The following is a 17,048-nucleotide window of genomic DNA, read 5'->3' as shown; positions in this document are numbered from 1 at the left end:
CACTCGATCCCAAGACGGGGACGAGTGCCTGACCTTACTCCCACTCAATCGTGGCAGGCGGCTTGGACGACACGTCGTAGGTAACCCGTGAAACCCCGGTGATCTCGTTGATGATCCGGTTCGACACGGTTTCCAGCAGGTCGTAAGGCAAGTGCGCCCAGCGGGCCGTCATGAAATCGATGGTCTCGACCGCGCGAAGCGCAACCACGTATTCATAACGACGGGCGTCGCCGACAACGCCAACGGATTTAACCGGCAGGAACACGGCGAAGGCCTGACTGGTTTTGTGGTAGAAATCCGCCCTGTGCAGCTCTTCCAGGAAGATCGCATCGGCAAGGCGCAGGATGTCCGCGTATTCCTTCTTCACTTCGCCCAGAATCCGCACGCCCAGACCCGGCCCGGGGAACGGATGACGATAGACCATATCGTAAGGCAGGCCCAATTCCAGGCCAATGCGGCGGACCTCGTCCTTGAACAGCTCCCGCAGCGGCTCAACCAGTTTCATTTTCATGGTTTCCGGCAGTCCGCCCACATTGTGGTGGGACTTGATGACATGGGCCTTGCCGGTCTTTGACGCGGCCGATTCGATCACATCCGGATAGATGGTGCCCTGGGCCAGCCAGTTCACATCGGTAATTGTGGCGGCTTCGCTGTCGAACACATCGATAAAGGTATTGCCGATGATCTTGCGCTTGGCTTCCGGATCATCCACGCCTTTCAGCTTGGACAGGAACAGGTCTTCGGCATCAACACGGATCACCTTCACACCCATGTTGCTGGCGAACATGTCCATGACCTGGTCGCCTTCATGAAGCCTAAGCAGGCCGTTATCCACGAATACACAGGTGAGCTGATCGCCAATGGCCTTATGCAGCAGGGCCGCGGTGACGGAGCTGTCCACGCCGCCGGAAAGCCCAAGCAGGACCTTATCCTTGCCAACCTGATTGCGGATCTGTTCAACCGCATCGTCCACGATCCGGGCGGGCGTCCAGAGAGCCTCGCATTGGGAAATGCTGAATACGAAATGCTCGAGGATGCGCTTGCCCTGAAGGGTATGTGTTACCTCAGGATGAAACTGCACTCCGTAGAGCTTGCGACTGACGTCCTGCATGGCCGCAATGGGTGCGCTTTCCGTAGATGCCAGCAGCTCGAAGCCATCAGGCATCTGCACGACCTTGTCGCCGTGACTCATCCAGACATCCAGCAGGGACTCCCCAGAGGGCGTCAGATGATCGGTGATATCTTTCAACAGCGGGCCGTCCGCCCGCACCTTGACCTGGGAATAGCCGAATTCACGCTTCTCGGAGCTGGCCACGCGGCCGCCAAGCTGTTCTGCCATGGTCTGCATTCCGTAGCAGATGCCCAGAATGGGGATGCCGCGATCAAACAGCCCCTCCGGAGCCCTTGGCCCGCCAAGCTGGGTCACGGATTCGGGACCACCGGCAAGAATGATGCCTCTGGGCGCAAACTCGGCCAGTTCCTCATCGGTGATATCAAACGCCCGAACTTCGCAGAAAACGCCAATCTCGCGAACCCGGCGTGCAATCAGCTGGGTGTACTGGGAGCCGAAATCGAGAATCAGAATGCGGTGGTCGTGAATGTTATGAGCCATGAAATCCTCAGATCAGAAAGAAAAAAGCGCGACTCACTGGATGAGCCGCGCTTGTCGGGAACCGGTTACCCGATGCGGTAGTTGGGCGCTTCCTTGGTGATGGTCACGTCGTGCACGTGGCTCTCCCGCATGCCGGCGTTGGTGATGCGCACAAATTCCGGCTTGGTGCGCATCTCTTCCATGGTGGCACAACCGGTGTAACCCATGGAGGCCCGGAGGCCGCCCATCAACTGATGCACGATGTTACGCATGGGACCCTTACAGGCGACGCGGCCCTCAATGCCTTCGGGAACCAGCTTCTCAATACCCTTGCTGGCGTCCTGGAAATAACGGTCACCGGAGCCCTGCCCCATGGCACCGATTGAGCCCATACCACGGTACGCCTTGTAGCTGCGGCCCTGGAAAAGTTCGACTTCACCCGGCGCCTCATCGGTGCCTGCCAGCAGGCTGCCGATCATCACGCTGTGCGCGCCTGCGGCAATAGCCTTGGAAATATCACCGGAGAACCGGATGCCGCCATCGGCAATCACCGGCACGCCCCGCTCCTTCATGGCCGCCGCCACGTTGGACACGGCAGTAATCTGCGGCACGCCAATACCCGCCACAATGCGTGTGGTGCAGATTGAACCGGGGCCGATGCCCACCTTGACCGCATCCGCCCCGGCGTCTGCCAGGTCAATGGCCGCTGCAGAGGTAGCAATATTGCCGCCGATCACCTGCACGTCCGGATAGGTCTTCTTGATCCATCTTACCCGGTCAATCACGCCCTTGGAGTGGCCGTGGGCGGTATCGACCACAATGACGTCAACGCCGGCTTCAACCAGGGCGGTCACCCGGGCGTCGGTATCGCCACCAGTGCTGACCGCGGCGCCAACCCTGAGACGGCCCTGGTCGTCTTTGCATGCCAGCGGGTAATCCTTGGCCTTCTGGATGTCCTTGACGGTGATCAGGCCGCGCAGCTCGAAATCGTCGTTGACCACCAGAACCTTCTCGATCCGGTTGCGATGCAACAGCTCTTTCACGTCTTCGAGGTCGGCGCCTTCCTTGACGGTGACCAGTCGGTCTTTGCCGGTCATGATGTCGCGGACCAGCGTATCCATGCGGCTTTCAAAACGGATGTCCCGGCCGGTCACAATGCCGACCAGATCCCGGCCATCAACAACCGGAAGACCGGAAATACGGTTGGCGGTGGTAATGTCCACCAGCTCTCGAACGGTGGTATCGGGGGACACGGTGATGGGGTCTTTCACCACGCCGCTTTCATATTTTTTGACCTTGCGAACTTCTGCCGCCTGCTGCTCAACGGACATGCTCTTGTGCATGATGCCGATGCCGCCTTCCTGGGCCATGGCAATCGCCAGATCCGCGTCAGTCACGGTGTCCATCGCCGACGACAGCAGAGGAATGTTCAGCCTGATATCCTTGGTCAGCCAGGTCTGCAGGTCAACCTGATGCGGCAACACTTCGGAGCGGCCGGGGACCAGCAGAACATCGTCAAACGTGAGGGCTTCTTCGGCAATTCGCAGCATTGGGATCCGCCTTTTGAACATGCTAGATTGGAGGATTCAGCAAAGCAAAATCCTTAATCGACCTATTATAAGTGCGCGGTCATTGACAGTAAACCGGTAGCCTCCGCCCCTGAGTTTGCATCTTTTTGAAATTCCGTTATTTTTGCCAGTTCTTTTTCGGCATTTGCGTATACAACCCACTGGAGTGCACTTTTGACCAACGGTTTCCAGGATTCCCGGCCCCGCGCGCTGTCCGTCAGTGAACTGAACCATCAGGCCCGACATCTCCTTGAGGCCAGTTTTCTTCAGGTGTGGGTCGAAGGCGAGCTTTCCGGCTTCTCACGGCCCTCTTCCGGCCACTGGTATTTCTCCCTGAAAGATAAAAAATGCCAGGTCCGTTGCGCCATGTTCCGCGGCTTTAACCAGCGGGTGCGGGACATTCCCAAAGAAGGCGACCAGGTGCGTATCCGTGGGAAAGTCACCCTTTACGAGAATCGCGGTGATTTCCAGATTATCGTCGAGCAGATCGAGCCTGCCGGCGCCGGCGCCCTGCAGCAGGCCTTCGAGGCTCTGAAAGCCCGTCTGCAGCAGGAAGGCCTGTTCGACATGGAGCGCAAGAAACCGCTGCCGGCGGTTCCGCGGCACATCGGCGTGATCACCTCGCCGACCGGGGCGGCCATTCACGACATCCTTACCGTTCTGGCCAGGCGTTGCCCTTCGATTCCGGTCACCCTCTACCCCACGGCTGTCCAGGGGAAAGCGGCGACCAGCGATATCGTGCGCGCCATCGAGACCGCCAATGCCCATGGGGTTGCGGATGTGCTGGTTATCGGCCGCGGAGGCGGCTCATTGGAAGACCTGTGGTGTTTCAACGAAGAAGCCGTTGCCCGCGCCATTGCAGGATCAGCGATTGCCACCGTCAGCGCTGTAGGCCATGAAGTTGACATAACCATTGCCGACTTTGTCGCAGACCTCAGGGCGCCGACGCCCTCGGCGGCGGCGGAAAAGGTCTCGCCGGACCAGACCACCTGGATACGCCAACTGGAAGAAGGCGAACTTCGGCTGGCGGGAGCCGCAAAGCGGGCCCTCACCCGACTGGAAACCGCGCTCAGGCACCTCAGCGCTCGACTTCGCGATCCCCGGCGTGAGCTTATGGAAAAGGCCCAGCGCATGGACGAGCTGGATGTTCGGCTTGGCAAGGCCATGCGCCAGCGGCTGGAGCGTTCCGAGACACGGGCATCTCATCTCAGCGGGCGTCTGACGCTGCAATCTCCTTCCCGGCGCCTGAAGGAAAGCCATAACAACCTGGACAACCTCAATGAGCGTCTCTCCAAGGCGATCAATCAACAGCTGGATCGTCAGAACAACCGTATGGAACATCTGGCCCAGACCCTCAACGTAGTCAGCCCGCTGGCCACACTGGGCCGGGGGTATGCGATTGTTCAGGATAGGCGGGGTAATATTGTCAGGGAAGTTGGACACCTGAGCCCTGGCGATGCCGTGACCGCTAGGGTATCCGGTGGCCGCATCGAGGCTGAAGTAACCTCCGTAAGTGCAGAAACGGGCTCCAATAATTCTCCTGTATAGCTCTTAGCCGATGGTCTACTAGTGCCGATTCTCAAAGCGCCTAAAGTTGATTCCGTGGAACTATAACAACGGAATTGGCAAGGGGGCCGTGTGAGCTATCAATCAGAGTTCAGTCGTTCAATGAACACGCCGGAAGCGTTCTGGCGGGAAAAGGCAGCGGACGTAAGCTGGATCGAGCCCCCGACGAAAATCTGGCAGGCCACCGACAACGGCCATGGTCAGTGGTTTCCCGATGGCATCATCAACACCTGCGAGGCAGCGCTTGACGCCAATATCCGCGCCGGGCGCGGCAACCAGAAAGCGCTGATCTACGATTCCCCGGTGACTGGCAATCAGAAATCCTATACCTACAGCCAGCTAACCCATGAAGTCGCCCTGTTTGCCGGCGCGCTGAAAAGTCGGGGAATCGCCAAAGGCGACCGGGTGATCATCTACATACCCATGATTCCGGAAGCGGTTATCGCCATGCTGGCCTGCGCCCGCCTGGGCGCGGTTCACTCTGTCGTATTCGGGGGTTTTGCCGCCCACGAGCTGGCCGTCAGAATCGACGATGCCTCCCCCAGGGCCGTGATCACTGCATCCTGCGGCATCGAAGTGCAGAAACTCATTGAATACAAGCCGCTGGTCGATCTCGCCATCGAAGAGGCCAGCCACAAGCCGGAATTCTGCGTGGTTTACCAGCGCCCCCAGGTCAAGGCCAGCCTGGTTGAGGGTCGGGACATCGACTGGCAGTCGCTTATTGCCGGTGCCACAGCCGCCGATCCCGTACCTGTCGCTGCGACCGACCCGCTCTATATCCTTTACACCTCAGGCACCACCGGCAAACCCAAAGGGGTAGTACGCGACAACGGCGGCCACGCGGTTGCCATGCGCTACAGCATGGAACTGGTCTACGATGCCGGCCCCGGGGATGTTTTCTGGGCGGCCTCGGACGTGGGCTGGGTCGTTGGTCACAGCTACATTGTCTATGGTCCGCTGCTGGCCGGATGCACCACCGTCCTCTATGAAGGAAAGCCGGTCAAGACTCCCGACGCCGGCGCTTTCTGGCGGGTGGTGCAGGATCACCGGATAAACTTCCTGTTTACCGCACCCACAGCCTTCCGGGCCATTCGCAAGGAAGATCCGGAAGCAGATCTTTTGGGCCGCTACGATATCAGCTCGCTGAAACGGCTGTTTCTGGCCGGTGAACGGCTGGATCCGGCCACCTATGAATGGCTCAAGGAGCATACCACCCTGCCGGTGCTGGACCATTGGTGGCAGACCGAAACAGGCTGGGCTATCTGTTGCAACCCGGTAGGGTTGGAGCAGATGACGACCAAGCCCGGCTCCGCCACTTTCCCCTCGCCCGGTTACGATGTTCGGGTTGTGGATTTCAAGGGTTCACAGATGCCGGCAGGCGAACAGGGCCAGATCGCGGTAAAACTCCCCCTGCCCCCCGGCTGCATGACCACCGTCTGGGGCGACGACGAACGCTTCCGCAAGACCTATCTGGACCCAATTCCCGGCTTTTACACCTCTGGTGACGGAGGCTTCGTCGATGAGGACGGCTATGTTTTTGTGATGGGCCGCACCGACGATGTCATCAATGTGGCGGGCCACCGCCTGTCCACCGGCGAAATGGAAGAAGTGATTGCCGGCCACCCGGCGATTGCCGAATGCTGCGTTGTTGGCGCCCAGGACGACATGAAGGGACAGATTCCGATTGGCCTGGTAATGGTCAAGGACGGCGCAACCATCGGCCACGATGAACTGGAAGAAGAACTGGTGGAGATGATGCGGGAGAAAATCGGCGCCATTGCCTGCTTCCGCCGGGCGCTTGTTGTTGAGCGCCTGCCCAAGACCCGGTCGGGTAAAATCCTCAGACGGGTGATCCGGCAGATTGCCGATGGTGAGGAATACAAGGTGCCAAGCACGATCGACGATCCCTCCATTCTGGAAGAGATCAGCGAACAATTGAAAGGATGACCGACAACGCATTCAAGCGATTGTTTTTGAACGTTAATTATTTCAGAAAAGTGACAAAAAAAGCCGTTGACGCGCTCCAGAGTCGGTCTATACTAAAAATTGGCTGTCAAAAGCTGGTAGTTAGAAGGTCCCGTGAGGGAAAATTGCAGAAATACAGGAAAGATCAATGTCAGATACCAAAACAGGCCATGTAAAGTGGTTTAACGAGTCCAAGGGCTTTGGTTTCATCGCTCAGGACGGTGGCAGTGACGTATTCGTTCACTACAGTGCAATCAACGCCAGCGGTTTCCGCACCCTGACCGAAGGTCAGCAGGTGCAGTTTACTGTAACACAGGGTCCGAAAGGTCCTCAGGCGGAGAACGTGACGCCGGTCTGATCAGGCCGGAAAGTTACGCATCCGCCCTATGCCCCTCACGGGCACAGGGAAGATGAAGAAGCCGGCGAAAGCCGGCTTTTTTATGTCAGACACCCACCTGTTCGGTTTCGCCTGCTTTCTGCACCGCTCCTGAGGGATCTGTCGGTACCACCTGGGAGACTGCCGAGAACAGTGCCTGCAGGGTCGCCGAGGTGGTGTCTTCTGCCAGGGCAGCCGCACTGCAGTGCTCGCCGTTTGCTGTGACCCGGATACAGGCCAGCGCATTCGCTTTGGTGCCTTCGCTCAGCGCAAACTCGTCATAGGCTTCAACGGCAATGGACACATCGAACAGTGATTCCAGAGCCGCGGACACCGCTTCAACCGCTCCCAGACCGTGACCGCTGAGTGTCGTCGGGCTGGCTTCCGGACCGATACTGACCGTCGCGTTCACGCCGTTGTCATCCCGATGCAGATCGTAGGAACGCAGCTCCCAGGCCTTACGGACCTTCAGATACCGGGTTTCGAACAGGCGATGAATAGTCAGTGAATCGATTTCGCCGCCGTTCGTTTCCGCCTCGCGTTGAACCACCTTGCTGAATTCGATCTGCAGCCAGCGTGGCAGACTGATGTTGTAATCCCGTTCCAGAATGTAGGCCACGCCACCCTTGCCGGACTGACTGTTTATGCGCACCACTTCTTCGTATTTGCGCCCGAGATCACGGGGATCAATCGGCAGATAGGCCACATTCCACAGATCGTCATCTTTGCGTTTCGACAGGCATTTCCGGATGGCGTCCTGGTGGCTGCCGGAGAAGGCGGTGAATACAAGCTCGCCGGCATAGGGGTGCCTGGGATGGGTCGAGATCTCGGTGCAGGCCTCCACCACGTCGGTAATTTCGGCGATGCCGGACAGATTCACGGTGGGATCAACGCCCTGGGAATAGAGATTCATGGCCATGGTTACCAGGTCCATGTTGCCGGTGCGCTCACCATTACCCATCAGGGTGCCCTCAACCCGGTCGGCGCCGGCCATGACCGCAAGCTCGGCCGCAGCAACGGCACATCCACGGTCGTTGTGGGTGTGCACGCTGATGGCAATATGCTCCCTATAACGAACCCGGTCGCAGATCCACTCAATCTGGTCGGCAAACACATTGGGCGTTGCCATTTCCACGGTTGCCGGCAGGTTGATCACCACCGGCTGGCCCTGATCGGGGCGCCAGACGTCGTTCACCGCATCGATCACCTCGGCGGCATAGTCCATCTCGGTGCCGGTGAAGCTCTCGGGCGAATACTGGAAGGTCCATTCGGTGTCCGGGTAACGCTCGGCGATGGATTTCACGACCCGGGCGCCATTGACCGCGATTTCCTTAACACCCTCCCGATCCATGCCGAACACCTGTTCACGCTGGACAGTAGAGGTGGAGTTGTAGACGTGAACAATCGCCTTTTTTGCGCCCTCAAGAGCCTTGTAGGTACGCTCGATCAATTCCGGGCGCGCCTGAGTCAGTACCTGGATATGGACATCATCCGGAATCCGGTTCTCTTCGATCAGTTTCCGGCAGAAATCAAAATCCGGCTGACTGGCCGCGGGGAACCCGATTTCGATTTCCTTGAAGCCAACTTTTACCAGCAGATCGAACAGCCGCTGCTTCTGGGCTACCGTCATGGGCTTGACCAACGCCTGGTTACCGTCCCGCAGATCAACAGCGCACCATCTGGGCGCCTTCTCGATGACCTGGTCGGGCCAACGGCGATCGGTTTTTGCCATCGGTTTGAACGGGATGTATTTGCGGTGATCAAAAGCCATAACGTCTGGTCCCTGATTGAACGGAAAACGGTTTCTGTGATTACCGAACAGGTTACCGGCTTTGGAGGGGTTAATGATTGCTTTTTTTTCAGTAAAAGATTATTTATTAGTGATAAATTGCGTATTTTTTTAAAATGGTGACGATTTATGGCAAGTAATAGCCAGACACTGATCAAAATTGACAGAATAGACCGGAATATCCTGGAGCAGCTCCAGAAAGACGGCTCGCTGACCAATCAGGAACTGGCCGACAAGGTTGGCCTGTCGCCCTCCCCCTGCCTTCGTCGGGTAAGAGCCCTCGAGGAATCCGGCATTATCCTGCGCCAGGTGACGATTCTCGATCACAAGAAGCTGGGCCTGTCCCTCACCGCCATCATCCTGATCGGCATGGACCGGCACACGCCGGAACGCTTTGCCGAGTTTGAAGCCAAGGTGGGCGAGTATCCGGAAGTACAGGAGTGCTATCTGATTACCGGCCAGGACGCCGATTACATGCTGAAGGTGGTGGTACCGGACATGGACCACTACCACCACTTCCTGCTCAACCGGATTACCCGGATTCAGGGCGTAAGCGGCGTGCACTCCAGTTTCGTGCTTAGACGGGTGATTGACAGCACCGCACTGCCCCTGGGCTACCTGACCTGATAGGCGTTCAGCGGTTCCCCGGCAAGGCGTAGCTGCCGGTGACATGGGCAACGAGCACATCCTCGCCTTTGTCCGCATCCGGGGAAAGCAGGCGCACTTCGCAGAACGCAATCCGCCGCCCCAGCCTCAGCACCACGGCATCCGCAATCAGATCCCCCGGGGCCGGTTTCTCCAGAAAGTTGATGGACAGGTTGCTGGTCACCGCCATTTCCACCTGCCCGATGGTGGCCATCACTGCGGCATACATGGCGGCATCCGCCAGGGCCATCTGCACCGGGCCTGACAGCGTGCCACCGGGCCGGATAAGCCGCTCCGAAAAAATCAGTCTCGCCTTTGCAAATCCCTCACCGGCGTCGTCTACCGTAAATCCGATATCCTCTGCCATGGGAACCCCGGCGCGAATCAACTCGCCGAGTTGTTGTGCCGTCAAACTCATCCGCCTGTCTCCGTCTGTACCTTGTCTGATTCGCTCCGTACAATAGCGGGCACTCCCAGTCTTTGAAAGCAGACTTTCGGACCTGTCACCAATCCCAAATAATTCCGACGGATCACATTATGCAAGCAAGCCGTTACCTGATTGCCACCCAGAAAGAGACCCCCGCAGACGCGGAAATCATCAGCCACCAGATGATGCTCAGAGCCGGTATGATCCGGAAGCTGGCAGCCGGTCTTTACACCTGGCTGCCACTGGGGCTGCGAGTGCTGCGTAAGGTTGAGCGCATAGTGCGGGAGGAGATGGACAAAAGCGGCGCCCAGGAAGTTCTGATGCCCGCTATCCAGCCCGCGGAACTGTGGCAGGAATCAGGCCGTTGGGAGCAGTATGGCGGCGAGCTGCTGCGCATGCAGGACCGCCACGGCCGGGACTTCTGCTTCGGCCCGACCCATGAGGAAGTCATCACCGATCTGGTGCGCAACGAGCTGAAAAGCTACAAGGAACTGCCGGCGAATTTCTACCAGATTCAGACCAAATTCCGCGATGAGCGACGCCCCCGTTTTGGTGTGATGCGCGCACGGGAATTCATCATGAAGGACGCCTACTCCTTCCATCTGACCAAAGAGTCGCTGAACGACACCTATCAGGTCATGCACCGCACCTACTGCTCGATCTTTGATCGTGTGGGGCTGGATTACCGCCCGGTGGAGGCGGATTCCGGCGCCATTGGCGGCAGTGCCTCCCACGAATTCCATGTGCTGGCCTCCTCCGGTGAGGACGCCATCGTGTTCAGCACCGAAAGCAGCTACGCCGCCAACATCGAAAAAGCCGTGGCACTGCCGCCCCAGGGCGAGCGGCCAGCCCCATCAGCCGAACTGGAAAAGGTCGAAACCCCGGACCAGCGCACCATTGATGCGGTAGCCAGCTTCCTGGGTGTCGATGTCACGTCGACGGTCAAGACCCTGCTGGTCAAAGCCGAGGAAGATGAAGACGGTACCAGCGGCCTGGTTGCGCTGATCCTTCGCGGTGATCACAGCCTCAACGAAATCAAGGCGGAAAACCTTGCGGGTGTGGCCGAGCCACTTACCATGGCGACCGACGAGGAAATCGAACAGGCGGTTGGATGCAAGGCCGGGTCCATCGGCCCGGTGAATCTGCCGGTCCCGGTCATCGTCGATCTGAGTGCGGCCCACCTGGCAGACTTCGTCTGTGGTGCCAACAAAGAGGGCTATCACCTCACCGGCGTGAACTGGGAACGGGATGTTCCCCTGAACCGGGTTGAGGACCTCCGCAACGTGGTGGAAGGCGACACCAGCCCGGACGGCCAGGGCGTTCTGGAAATCCGCCGGGGCATTGAAGTGGGCCACATCTTCAAACTGGGCAACAAGTACAGCAGCGCCATGAACGCCACCGTGCTGGACGAGAACGGCAAGGCGGGCATCCTGGAAATGGGCTGCTATGGCATCGGCGTGTCACGCATCGTGGCTGCGGCCATCGAGCAGAACCACGACGATAAAGGCATTATCTGGCCGGATGCCATTGCACCCTTCGAGGTCGCGATCGTGACCCTGAACGGCCATAAATCCCCGACGGTTCAGGAAGCTGGCGAACGGCTCTATGCCCAACTCAAGCAGGCAGGGTTCGATGTGCTGCTGGATGACCGGAACGAGCGGCCCGGAGTCAAGTTTGCGGATATCGAGCTGATCGGTATTCCCCACCGGTTCGTGGTGTCCGACCGCGGGCTGGAAGCCGAAACCCTGGAATACAAGGGCCGCAATGATGCCGACAAACAGGACATTCCTCTGGATGAGGCTCTGCCCTTCCTGATCAACCAGTCTCCGAGAGGCGGGCTCTAAAAGCCGTCTGAGGGCCCGGCGGGCAAGTCACCGACTACGCCGGGCTCCATTTCCAGTTCGATACCGAATGTCGAAAGAACGTCGGCACGGATTCTGGACGCAAGATCCAGAACGTCCTGGCCGCTGCCATCAGAATGGTTAACCAGTACCAGAGCCTGATGGTTGTGGACCCCCACCCGATCGTTCCGATAGCCCTTCCAGCCACACTGATCAATAAGCCAGGCAGCCGCCACCTTGGCCGAGGTTTCGTCCGGATAACCCGCCAGGCCCGGATGCTGCGCTTTCAGTTGATGCCATTGGGCAATGGGGACAACCGGGTTCTTGAAGAAGCTTCCCACATTGGGTATCTGCGACGGGTCCGGCAGTTTGCGCCGGCGCACCGCCATAACCGCCTGGGCAACGTCGGAGGGGGTAAGCTCTCTGGTGTTCTGCTCGCTGAAATACTCTTTCAGGTCCCGATACTCCAGTTGCAGGGGCAGGCTTCGGGACAGTCGGAGGCGAACCCGGGTAATGATAAAGCGTCCTGGCTCATGCTTGAACAGGCTGTCGCGATAGCTGAACCGGCACTGCGCGTTCGACAGCCGCACCTCCTCACCTGTGGTCCGGTCCAGCGCGGTCACATCCACCAGGGTGTCGGCCAGTTCTGTGCCGTAAGCACCGATATTCTGAACCGGTGCTGCACCCACGGTGCCGGGAATCAGCGCGAGATTCTCGATTCCCCGATAACCGGCTTTGGCAGCGTATAACACGCACTCATGCCAGGGTTCGCCGGCGCCCAATTCAAGGGTGGCCGCGTCGCCTTCAACCGCCTGCCAGCAGCGCCCGCTGATAGACACCTGCACCGCAAGCCCGCGGAAATCCCCAGCAAATACCAGGTTGCTGCCACCACCCAGAATCAGTGTTTCTGCGGCATGGGTGTCTGCCCAGTCCAGGGCAAAACGTAGATCATCAAGGGAGCGAACCTGGGTGAAGTACTGGGCCCTTGCCGCGATGCCCAGGCTGTTCTTGCCCCTCAGACTGACCCACTCGCGAATGACCGGGGGGAGGCTCAAGCCAGTCTCTCCCGCAATCGGGCCAGAAGCCCTTCGCTGGCCTCCTGAATCAGGTCCAGAACCATCTCGAAACCCTGATTGCCACCGTAATACGGGTCGGGCACCTCGTCGTGGGAAGGACTTCCGTAATCAAGAAACAGTTCCGGCTCGGTTCCGCCAATCTCCTTCTGGACGCGCTTGATATCGGCAAGGCTCTGACGATCCATTACCAGTACATAGTCGAACTCGAACAAATCCGATTCCTGAAACTGCCGCGCCCTCAAGTCACTGATATCAATGCCACGCCTGGCGGCCGCTTCCCGGGCACGGCCGTCCGGCGCCTTTCCCACATGCCAGCTGCCGGTTCCACAGGAATCTATCTTCACCTGGTTACTTAAACCGGCATTCTCCACCACCTGCCGGAATACACCCTCTGCGCTGGGGGAACGGCAGATGTTGCCAAGACACACAAACAGCACTCGGACAGGTTCACTCATTCAGCAATCCCCTTTCATTAACCATGGCTCTGAGTCGTTCAAGATCCTCCTGCGTATCCACGCCGGCCGGCGGCCTGACCGCTGCCTCCGCCACATGAATCAGCGCGCCATTGTAGAGCGCTCGCAGCTGCTCCAGGGATTCGGTGAGTTCGGTCGGGGCGGGAGGCCAGGTTACAAAGGCCTGAAGCAGGCTGACCCGGTAACCGTAGATGCCAATGTGGCGAAAATATCGGGCGTTCGCCGGCATGTCGCGTGCACCGTCTACTCGCACGTCACCACTCCATGCCTCTCTGGCCCAGGGGATTGGCGCACGGCTGAAATAGTGGGCCATACCTCTGGCATCGGCCACCACTTTCACCACATTGGGGTTGAACAGCGTTTTAGTATCGGTAATGGATTCGCACAGGGTGGCGATAGCGGCTTCAGGAAAGGCTTCAAGGTTGTCGGCGACCTGGTCGATCAGTTCCGGCGGGATAAGCGGTTCGTCGCCCTGGACATTGACCACCCGGTCCCGGGGGCCGAATCCCAGTTTGCGGGCCACCTCTTCCAGCCGATCCGTGCCGCTGGCGTGGGTCGCCAACGTCATCACCACTTCGGCACCGAATCCACGGCAGGCCTTTTCAATACGCTCGTCATCCGTCGCGATCACAACCCGCGACGCGGCGCTTTCGCAAGCGCGTTCATACACATGCTGAATCATCGGTTTGCCACCGATATCCGCCAGCGGCTTGCCCGGCAACCGGGTAGACGCGTATCGCGCGGGTATCACCACGATGTACGACATAAAAACCCCGTTAGCGTTTGTGAAGTCGCTCGTCGGTGCTCAGTGTCCGGGCTTCGGAGCTAAGCATCACCGGTATTCCTTCCCTGATGGGAAAGGCCATTGCGTCCATATAGCAGATCAGCTCGGTACGCTTGTCATTCAGTTCGAGGTCTCCCTTGCAGACGGGGCACGCCAGCAAAGCGATCAATTTCTTGTCCATGCTATTTCTCTTAATGGGTTTGGTCCGCTGTATTCACCGCCGCCAGAAAAGCCGCGGAAAATGCCTGCGGCAGTTGCGCCGAAACCTCCAGCACCCAGGCATTATCCGGCGCCATCTCGCGGCACTTGACGGCATCCTTGGCGGTCATGACCAGCCACTGGTCACCATTGCACTGCAGGTCTTCCGGCCTGAACTGGTGATGATCAGGCAGCGCGCGCTCTGAAACCGTTGCGCCCAGGTTTCTCAGTGTATCGAAAAAACGCCCGGGGTTGCCGATACCGGCCACCGCCGTCACCGGTTTTCCCCGGATTTCATCCAATGGTACACCCCTTCCCGAGGCAAGATGCCGCAGGGCGGTGGGTACAAGCGTCATGGTGTGCTGGTGCGGATGATCCAGTTCCGACAGCCAGCCGCCATTGGTCACCACGAAATCAACGGAAGACAACCGGTCGGGGCGTTCACGCAGAGGGCCGACCGGAATCTGCGCACCGTTGCCGAGGCCGCGCTGGCCGTCAAAAACGGCGATCTCGATATCCCGGGGCAAGCGATAGTGCTGCAATCCGTCATCGCATAGCAGAATGTTCCCCAAACCCTGATCCAGCGCCCAGAGCGCTCCCCGGCACCGATCCGGATCCACCACCACCGGGCACCCGGCCTGATCGGACAGCATGACCGGCTCATCTCCGGCCTCTGACGCGGAGGTTTCCGGCTGGATCTGAAATGGGTAGTGTCCGGATTTTCCGCCGTATCCCCGGGTAAGAATGACCGGGCGCCAGCTTTCATCCTTCAGTAACTGCGCCAGCATCGCCGTCAGCGGTGATTTGCCGGTGCCGCCAGCGGTAATGTTGCCCACCACCACGACCGGCACCGGGATCGGCGCAGACATGGCCTGCCAGCCGGCCCTGCGCCGCTGCTCCGAGATAAGTCGATACAGCCAGGCAAACGGGTAGAGTGGCCAGAGCGGTCGCCCCTTGCCGTACCAGAGCCGATCAACCCAGCCAGTCATCCCTGCTCGCTGAACTGCATCTGGTGAAGTTGCGCGTAGGCGCCGCCTTTAGCCAGCAGCTCGTCGTGACGTCCCGACTCCACGATGCGGCCGCCGTCCATCACCAGAATCCGGTCAGCTTTTTCAATGGTGGACAGGCGATGGGCGATGACCAGCGTGGTACGACCGCGCATCACGAACTCCAGCGCTTCCTGGATGTGCCGCTCGGATTCGGTATCCAGGGCCGAGGTTGCCTCGTCGAGGATAAGCACCGGTGCATCCTTCAACAGCGCTCGGGCAATCGCCAGCCGCTGGCGCTGACCGCCCGAGAGCATGACGCCGTTGTCGCCGATCATGGTCTGAAGCCCTTCGGGCATCCGATCAATGAATTCGAGGGCGTGGGCCTTGGCGGCCGCCTCGCGGATCTGCTCTTCGGGGCAGTCCCGCAGAACGCCATAGGCAATATTGGCGGCGATGGTATCGTTGAACAGCACCACGTTCTGGGTCACCAGGGCAATCTGCGCACGCAGCGCTTTCAGGGAATAGTCTTTCAGGGAATGGCCATCAAGGCGGATGTCGCCACCGGTGTATTCATAGAATCTTGGCAGCAGGCTCACCAGAGTCGATTTGCCACTGCCGGACCGCCCCACCAGCGCGACGCTCTGCCCTGGCGGGATTGTCAGCGAGATATCCTGAAGCACATCGTCCAGCTGGTCCCGATAGCGGAAGGACAGGTTGTCGAATTCAATCCGGCCATCCACCCGCTCAGGGGCATAGGTGCCAGTGTCGGCCTCCGGCTCCTCATCAATCGTTGAAAACACATCGTGGGAGGCGGCAACGCCCTTCTGGATTTCCGCGTGAACCGAGGTGACCTGGCGAATCGGTTTGGCCATGGTGGTGGCCGCGGTGATAAAGGCGACCAGTTCACCGGTGGTCATGCTGCCGCGAATCTCCGGCGCCAGCATGGTCCAAACCAGCGCGGCAATGGCGACGGCGACCAGCACCTGGATCACCGGCACACTGATGGCCTGGGTGGTTGCCATTTTCAGACTCTGTTCCAGGTTTTTCTCACTGACACCGCGGAAACGGTCACGCTCATACTGCTCGCCACCGAAGGTTCTGACCACGCGGTAGCCGCTGATGGATTCAGACGCCACATGAGTAATGTCGCCCATGGAGGTCTGGATTCGCTGGCTTATCCGGCGGAACCGGCGGCTGGCAAAGTTGACGACCAGGCCGATAATCGGCCCCACAGCCATGAACACCAGAGTTAGCTTCCAGTTGGTATAGATCATGAAGCTCAGCAGACCGACGATGGTCAGCCCCTCCCGCAACATGATTGTGATGGAATTACTGGCCGCAGCGGCCACCTGTTCCACATTGAACGTCAGCTTGGAGACCAGGCGACCCGAAGCGTTCTCGTCGAAATACCGCGACGGCAGCGACAGCAGGCGGTCGAACACCTGCTTGCGTAGCGCATTGATAACATTACGGCCCACGTAGTTGATGTAATACTGGCTCAGGAAAAAGCCGAGGCCCCGCAGCGCAAACACGCCGACAATCATGCCCGTCAGCAACAGCCGGTTTTGCTCGGTGGGGTTCTCCAGCGCCGTGATCACGTATTCCATGGCGGCGGCCATGCCCGTTGACGCGGTTGCGTAGATTACGTTGCCGATCACTGCCAACACAAACGCCACCCAGAAGGGTTTGACGTAGGCCAGCAAGCGCCGGTAGGTCATCCAGCCAGAACCGGTCTGGCCGGATCGGGGGGTCTGCTCGGT

The 17,048-nt window shown here is 59.2% G+C and carries 15 protein-coding genes; 5 read left to right on the top strand and 10 right to left on the bottom strand.

Features of this window, described 5'->3' with window-relative positions; translation table 11 throughout:
- Positions 1 to 34: 34 nt before the first annotated feature.
- Together guaA and guaB are read right to left on the bottom strand one after the other, a co-directional pair.
- Positions 35 to 1,612, bottom strand: coding sequence for a glutamine-hydrolyzing GMP synthase (gene guaA / locus FPL19_RS13525; protein WP_150913093.1), 1,578 nt, complete (start codon positions 1,610 to 1,612; stop codon positions 35 to 37).
- Between the two features lie 65 nt (positions 1,613 to 1,677).
- On the bottom strand, positions 1,678 to 3,141 hold the full coding sequence (guaB, locus tag FPL19_RS13520) for an IMP dehydrogenase (protein WP_150913091.1): 1,464 nt from the start codon (positions 3,139 to 3,141) through the stop codon (positions 1,678 to 1,680).
- Positions 3,142 to 3,333: 192 nt separating this feature from the next.
- On the opposite strand from guaB, the gene xseA reads away from it, so the two are divergent.
- The 3 genes from xseA to FPL19_RS13505 all read left to right on the top strand — a co-directional run bounded on the left by xseA (position 3,334) and on the right by FPL19_RS13505 (position 7,048).
- Positions 3,334 to 4,707: an exodeoxyribonuclease VII large subunit gene (gene xseA / locus FPL19_RS13515; RefSeq protein ID WP_150913089.1), complete on the top strand. Its 1,374-nt coding sequence runs from the start codon at positions 3,334 to 3,336 to the stop codon at positions 4,705 to 4,707.
- A 90-nt stretch (positions 4,708 to 4,797) separates the two neighbouring features.
- Positions 4,798 to 6,672, top strand: coding sequence for a propionyl-CoA synthetase (locus FPL19_RS13510; protein ID WP_150913087.1), 1,875 nt, complete (start codon positions 4,798 to 4,800; stop codon positions 6,670 to 6,672).
- A gap of 166 nt (positions 6,673 to 6,838) precedes the next feature.
- Entirely contained in the window at positions 6,839 to 7,048 is a 210-nt protein-coding gene (locus FPL19_RS13505) for a cold-shock protein (protein ID WP_008169155.1), read from the top strand.
- A gap of 85 nt (positions 7,049 to 7,133) precedes the next feature.
- Here the strand turns inward: FPL19_RS13505 and leuA are convergent, their stop codons facing one another.
- Entirely contained in the window at positions 7,134 to 8,837 is a 1,704-nt protein-coding gene (leuA, locus tag FPL19_RS13500; RefSeq protein ID WP_150913085.1) for a 2-isopropylmalate synthase, read from the bottom strand.
- Positions 8,838 to 8,984: 147 nt separating this feature from the next.
- Between leuA and FPL19_RS13495 the strand changes: the two genes are divergently transcribed.
- Positions 8,985 to 9,482, top strand: coding sequence for an Lrp/AsnC family transcriptional regulator (locus FPL19_RS13495; RefSeq protein WP_150913083.1), 498 nt, complete (start codon positions 8,985 to 8,987; stop codon positions 9,480 to 9,482).
- Between the two features lie 7 nt (positions 9,483 to 9,489).
- Here the strand turns inward: FPL19_RS13495 and FPL19_RS13490 are convergent, their stop codons facing one another.
- Positions 9,490 to 9,912 (bottom strand): PaaI family thioesterase, encoded by a 423-nt coding sequence (locus tag FPL19_RS13490; protein WP_263656809.1) that lies wholly within the window; start codon positions 9,910 to 9,912, stop codon positions 9,490 to 9,492.
- 125 nt (positions 9,913 to 10,037) lie between these two features.
- Here FPL19_RS13490 and FPL19_RS13485 point away from each other — a divergent pair, with 125 nt between their 5' ends.
- Complete coding sequence (locus tag FPL19_RS13485) at positions 10,038 to 11,771, top strand: proline--tRNA ligase (protein WP_150913080.1); 1,734 nt, start codon at positions 10,038 to 10,040, stop codon at positions 11,769 to 11,771.
- Here FPL19_RS13485 and murB read toward each other — a convergent pair.
- From murB to msbA, 6 genes are read right to left on the bottom strand one after another with little or no spacing between them, the layout of a single operon-like run.
- Complete coding sequence (gene murB, locus FPL19_RS13480; protein WP_150913078.1) at positions 11,768 to 12,823, bottom strand: UDP-N-acetylmuramate dehydrogenase; 1,056 nt, start codon at positions 12,821 to 12,823, stop codon at positions 11,768 to 11,770. The genes FPL19_RS13485 and murB overlap by 4 nt on opposite strands.
- Positions 12,820 to 13,299 (bottom strand): low molecular weight protein-tyrosine-phosphatase, encoded by a 480-nt coding sequence (locus tag FPL19_RS13475; RefSeq protein WP_150913076.1) that lies wholly within the window; start codon positions 13,297 to 13,299, stop codon positions 12,820 to 12,822. The genes murB and FPL19_RS13475 overlap by 4 nt, the downstream gene beginning before the upstream one ends.
- Positions 13,292 to 14,083 carry a 3-deoxy-manno-octulosonate cytidylyltransferase gene (gene kdsB, locus FPL19_RS13470; protein ID WP_150913074.1) on the bottom strand — a complete coding sequence of 264 codons (792 nt, stop codon included), beginning with the start codon at positions 14,081 to 14,083 and terminating at the stop codon, positions 13,292 to 13,294. The genes FPL19_RS13475 and kdsB overlap by 8 nt, the downstream gene beginning before the upstream one ends.
- 10 nt (positions 14,084 to 14,093) lie before the next feature.
- Positions 14,094 to 14,282 carry a Trm112 family protein gene (locus FPL19_RS13465; RefSeq protein ID WP_150913072.1) on the bottom strand — a complete coding sequence of 63 codons (189 nt, stop codon included), beginning with the start codon at positions 14,280 to 14,282 and terminating at the stop codon, positions 14,094 to 14,096.
- 10 nt (positions 14,283 to 14,292) lie between these two features.
- The gene (lpxK, locus tag FPL19_RS13460; protein ID WP_150913070.1) at positions 14,293 to 15,288 is read right to left on the bottom strand and encodes a tetraacyldisaccharide 4'-kinase; all 996 of its coding nucleotides are present in this window, start codon (positions 15,286 to 15,288) and stop codon (positions 14,293 to 14,295) included.
- Positions 15,285 to 17,006: a lipid A export permease/ATP-binding protein MsbA gene (msbA, locus tag FPL19_RS13455; RefSeq protein ID WP_150914235.1), complete on the bottom strand. Its 1,722-nt coding sequence runs from the start codon at positions 17,004 to 17,006 to the stop codon at positions 15,285 to 15,287. Before msbA ends, lpxK begins: the two co-directional genes overlap by 4 nt.
- Positions 17,007 to 17,048 lie beyond the last annotated feature (42 nt).

The organism is Marinobacter halotolerans (assembly GCF_008795985.1).
Taxonomy (GTDB): Bacteria; Pseudomonadota; Gammaproteobacteria; order Pseudomonadales; family Oleiphilaceae; genus Marinobacter; species Marinobacter halotolerans.
Note: the sequence above shows the minus strand (reverse complement) of the source record. Positions and strands in the feature narration are given on the sequence as shown.

Coding starts and splice junctions, on each gene's coding strand:
- guaA (WP_150913093.1), bottom strand. CDS start 1,612: ATGGCTCATAACATTCACGACCACCGCATTCTGATTCTCGATTTCGGC.
- guaB (WP_150913091.1), bottom strand. CDS start 3,141: ATGCTGCGAATTGCCGAAGAAGCCCTCACGTTTGACGATGTTCTGCTG.
- FPL19_RS13505 (WP_008169155.1), top strand. CDS start 6,839: ATGTCAGATACCAAAACAGGCCATGTAAAGTGGTTTAACGAGTCCAAG.
- leuA (WP_150913085.1), bottom strand. CDS start 8,837: ATGGCTTTTGATCACCGCAAATACATCCCGTTCAAACCGATGGCAAAA.
- FPL19_RS13495 (WP_150913083.1), top strand. CDS start 8,985: ATGGCAAGTAATAGCCAGACACTGATCAAAATTGACAGAATAGACCGG.
- FPL19_RS13485 (WP_150913080.1), top strand. CDS start 10,038: ATGCAAGCAAGCCGTTACCTGATTGCCACCCAGAAAGAGACCCCCGCA.
- FPL19_RS13475 (WP_150913076.1), bottom strand. CDS start 13,299: ATGAGTGAACCTGTCCGAGTGCTGTTTGTGTGTCTTGGCAACATCTGC.
- kdsB (WP_150913074.1), bottom strand. CDS start 14,083: ATGTCGTACATCGTGGTGATACCCGCGCGATACGCGTCTACCCGGTTG.
- FPL19_RS13465 (WP_150913072.1), bottom strand. CDS start 14,282: ATGGACAAGAAATTGATCGCTTTGCTGGCGTGCCCCGTCTGCAAGGGA.
- lpxK (WP_150913070.1), bottom strand. CDS start 15,288: ATGACTGGCTGGGTTGATCGGCTCTGGTACGGCAAGGGGCGACCGCTC.
- msbA (WP_150914235.1), bottom strand. CDS start 17,006: ATGACCTACCGGCGCTTGCTGGCCTACGTCAAACCCTTCTGGGTGGCG.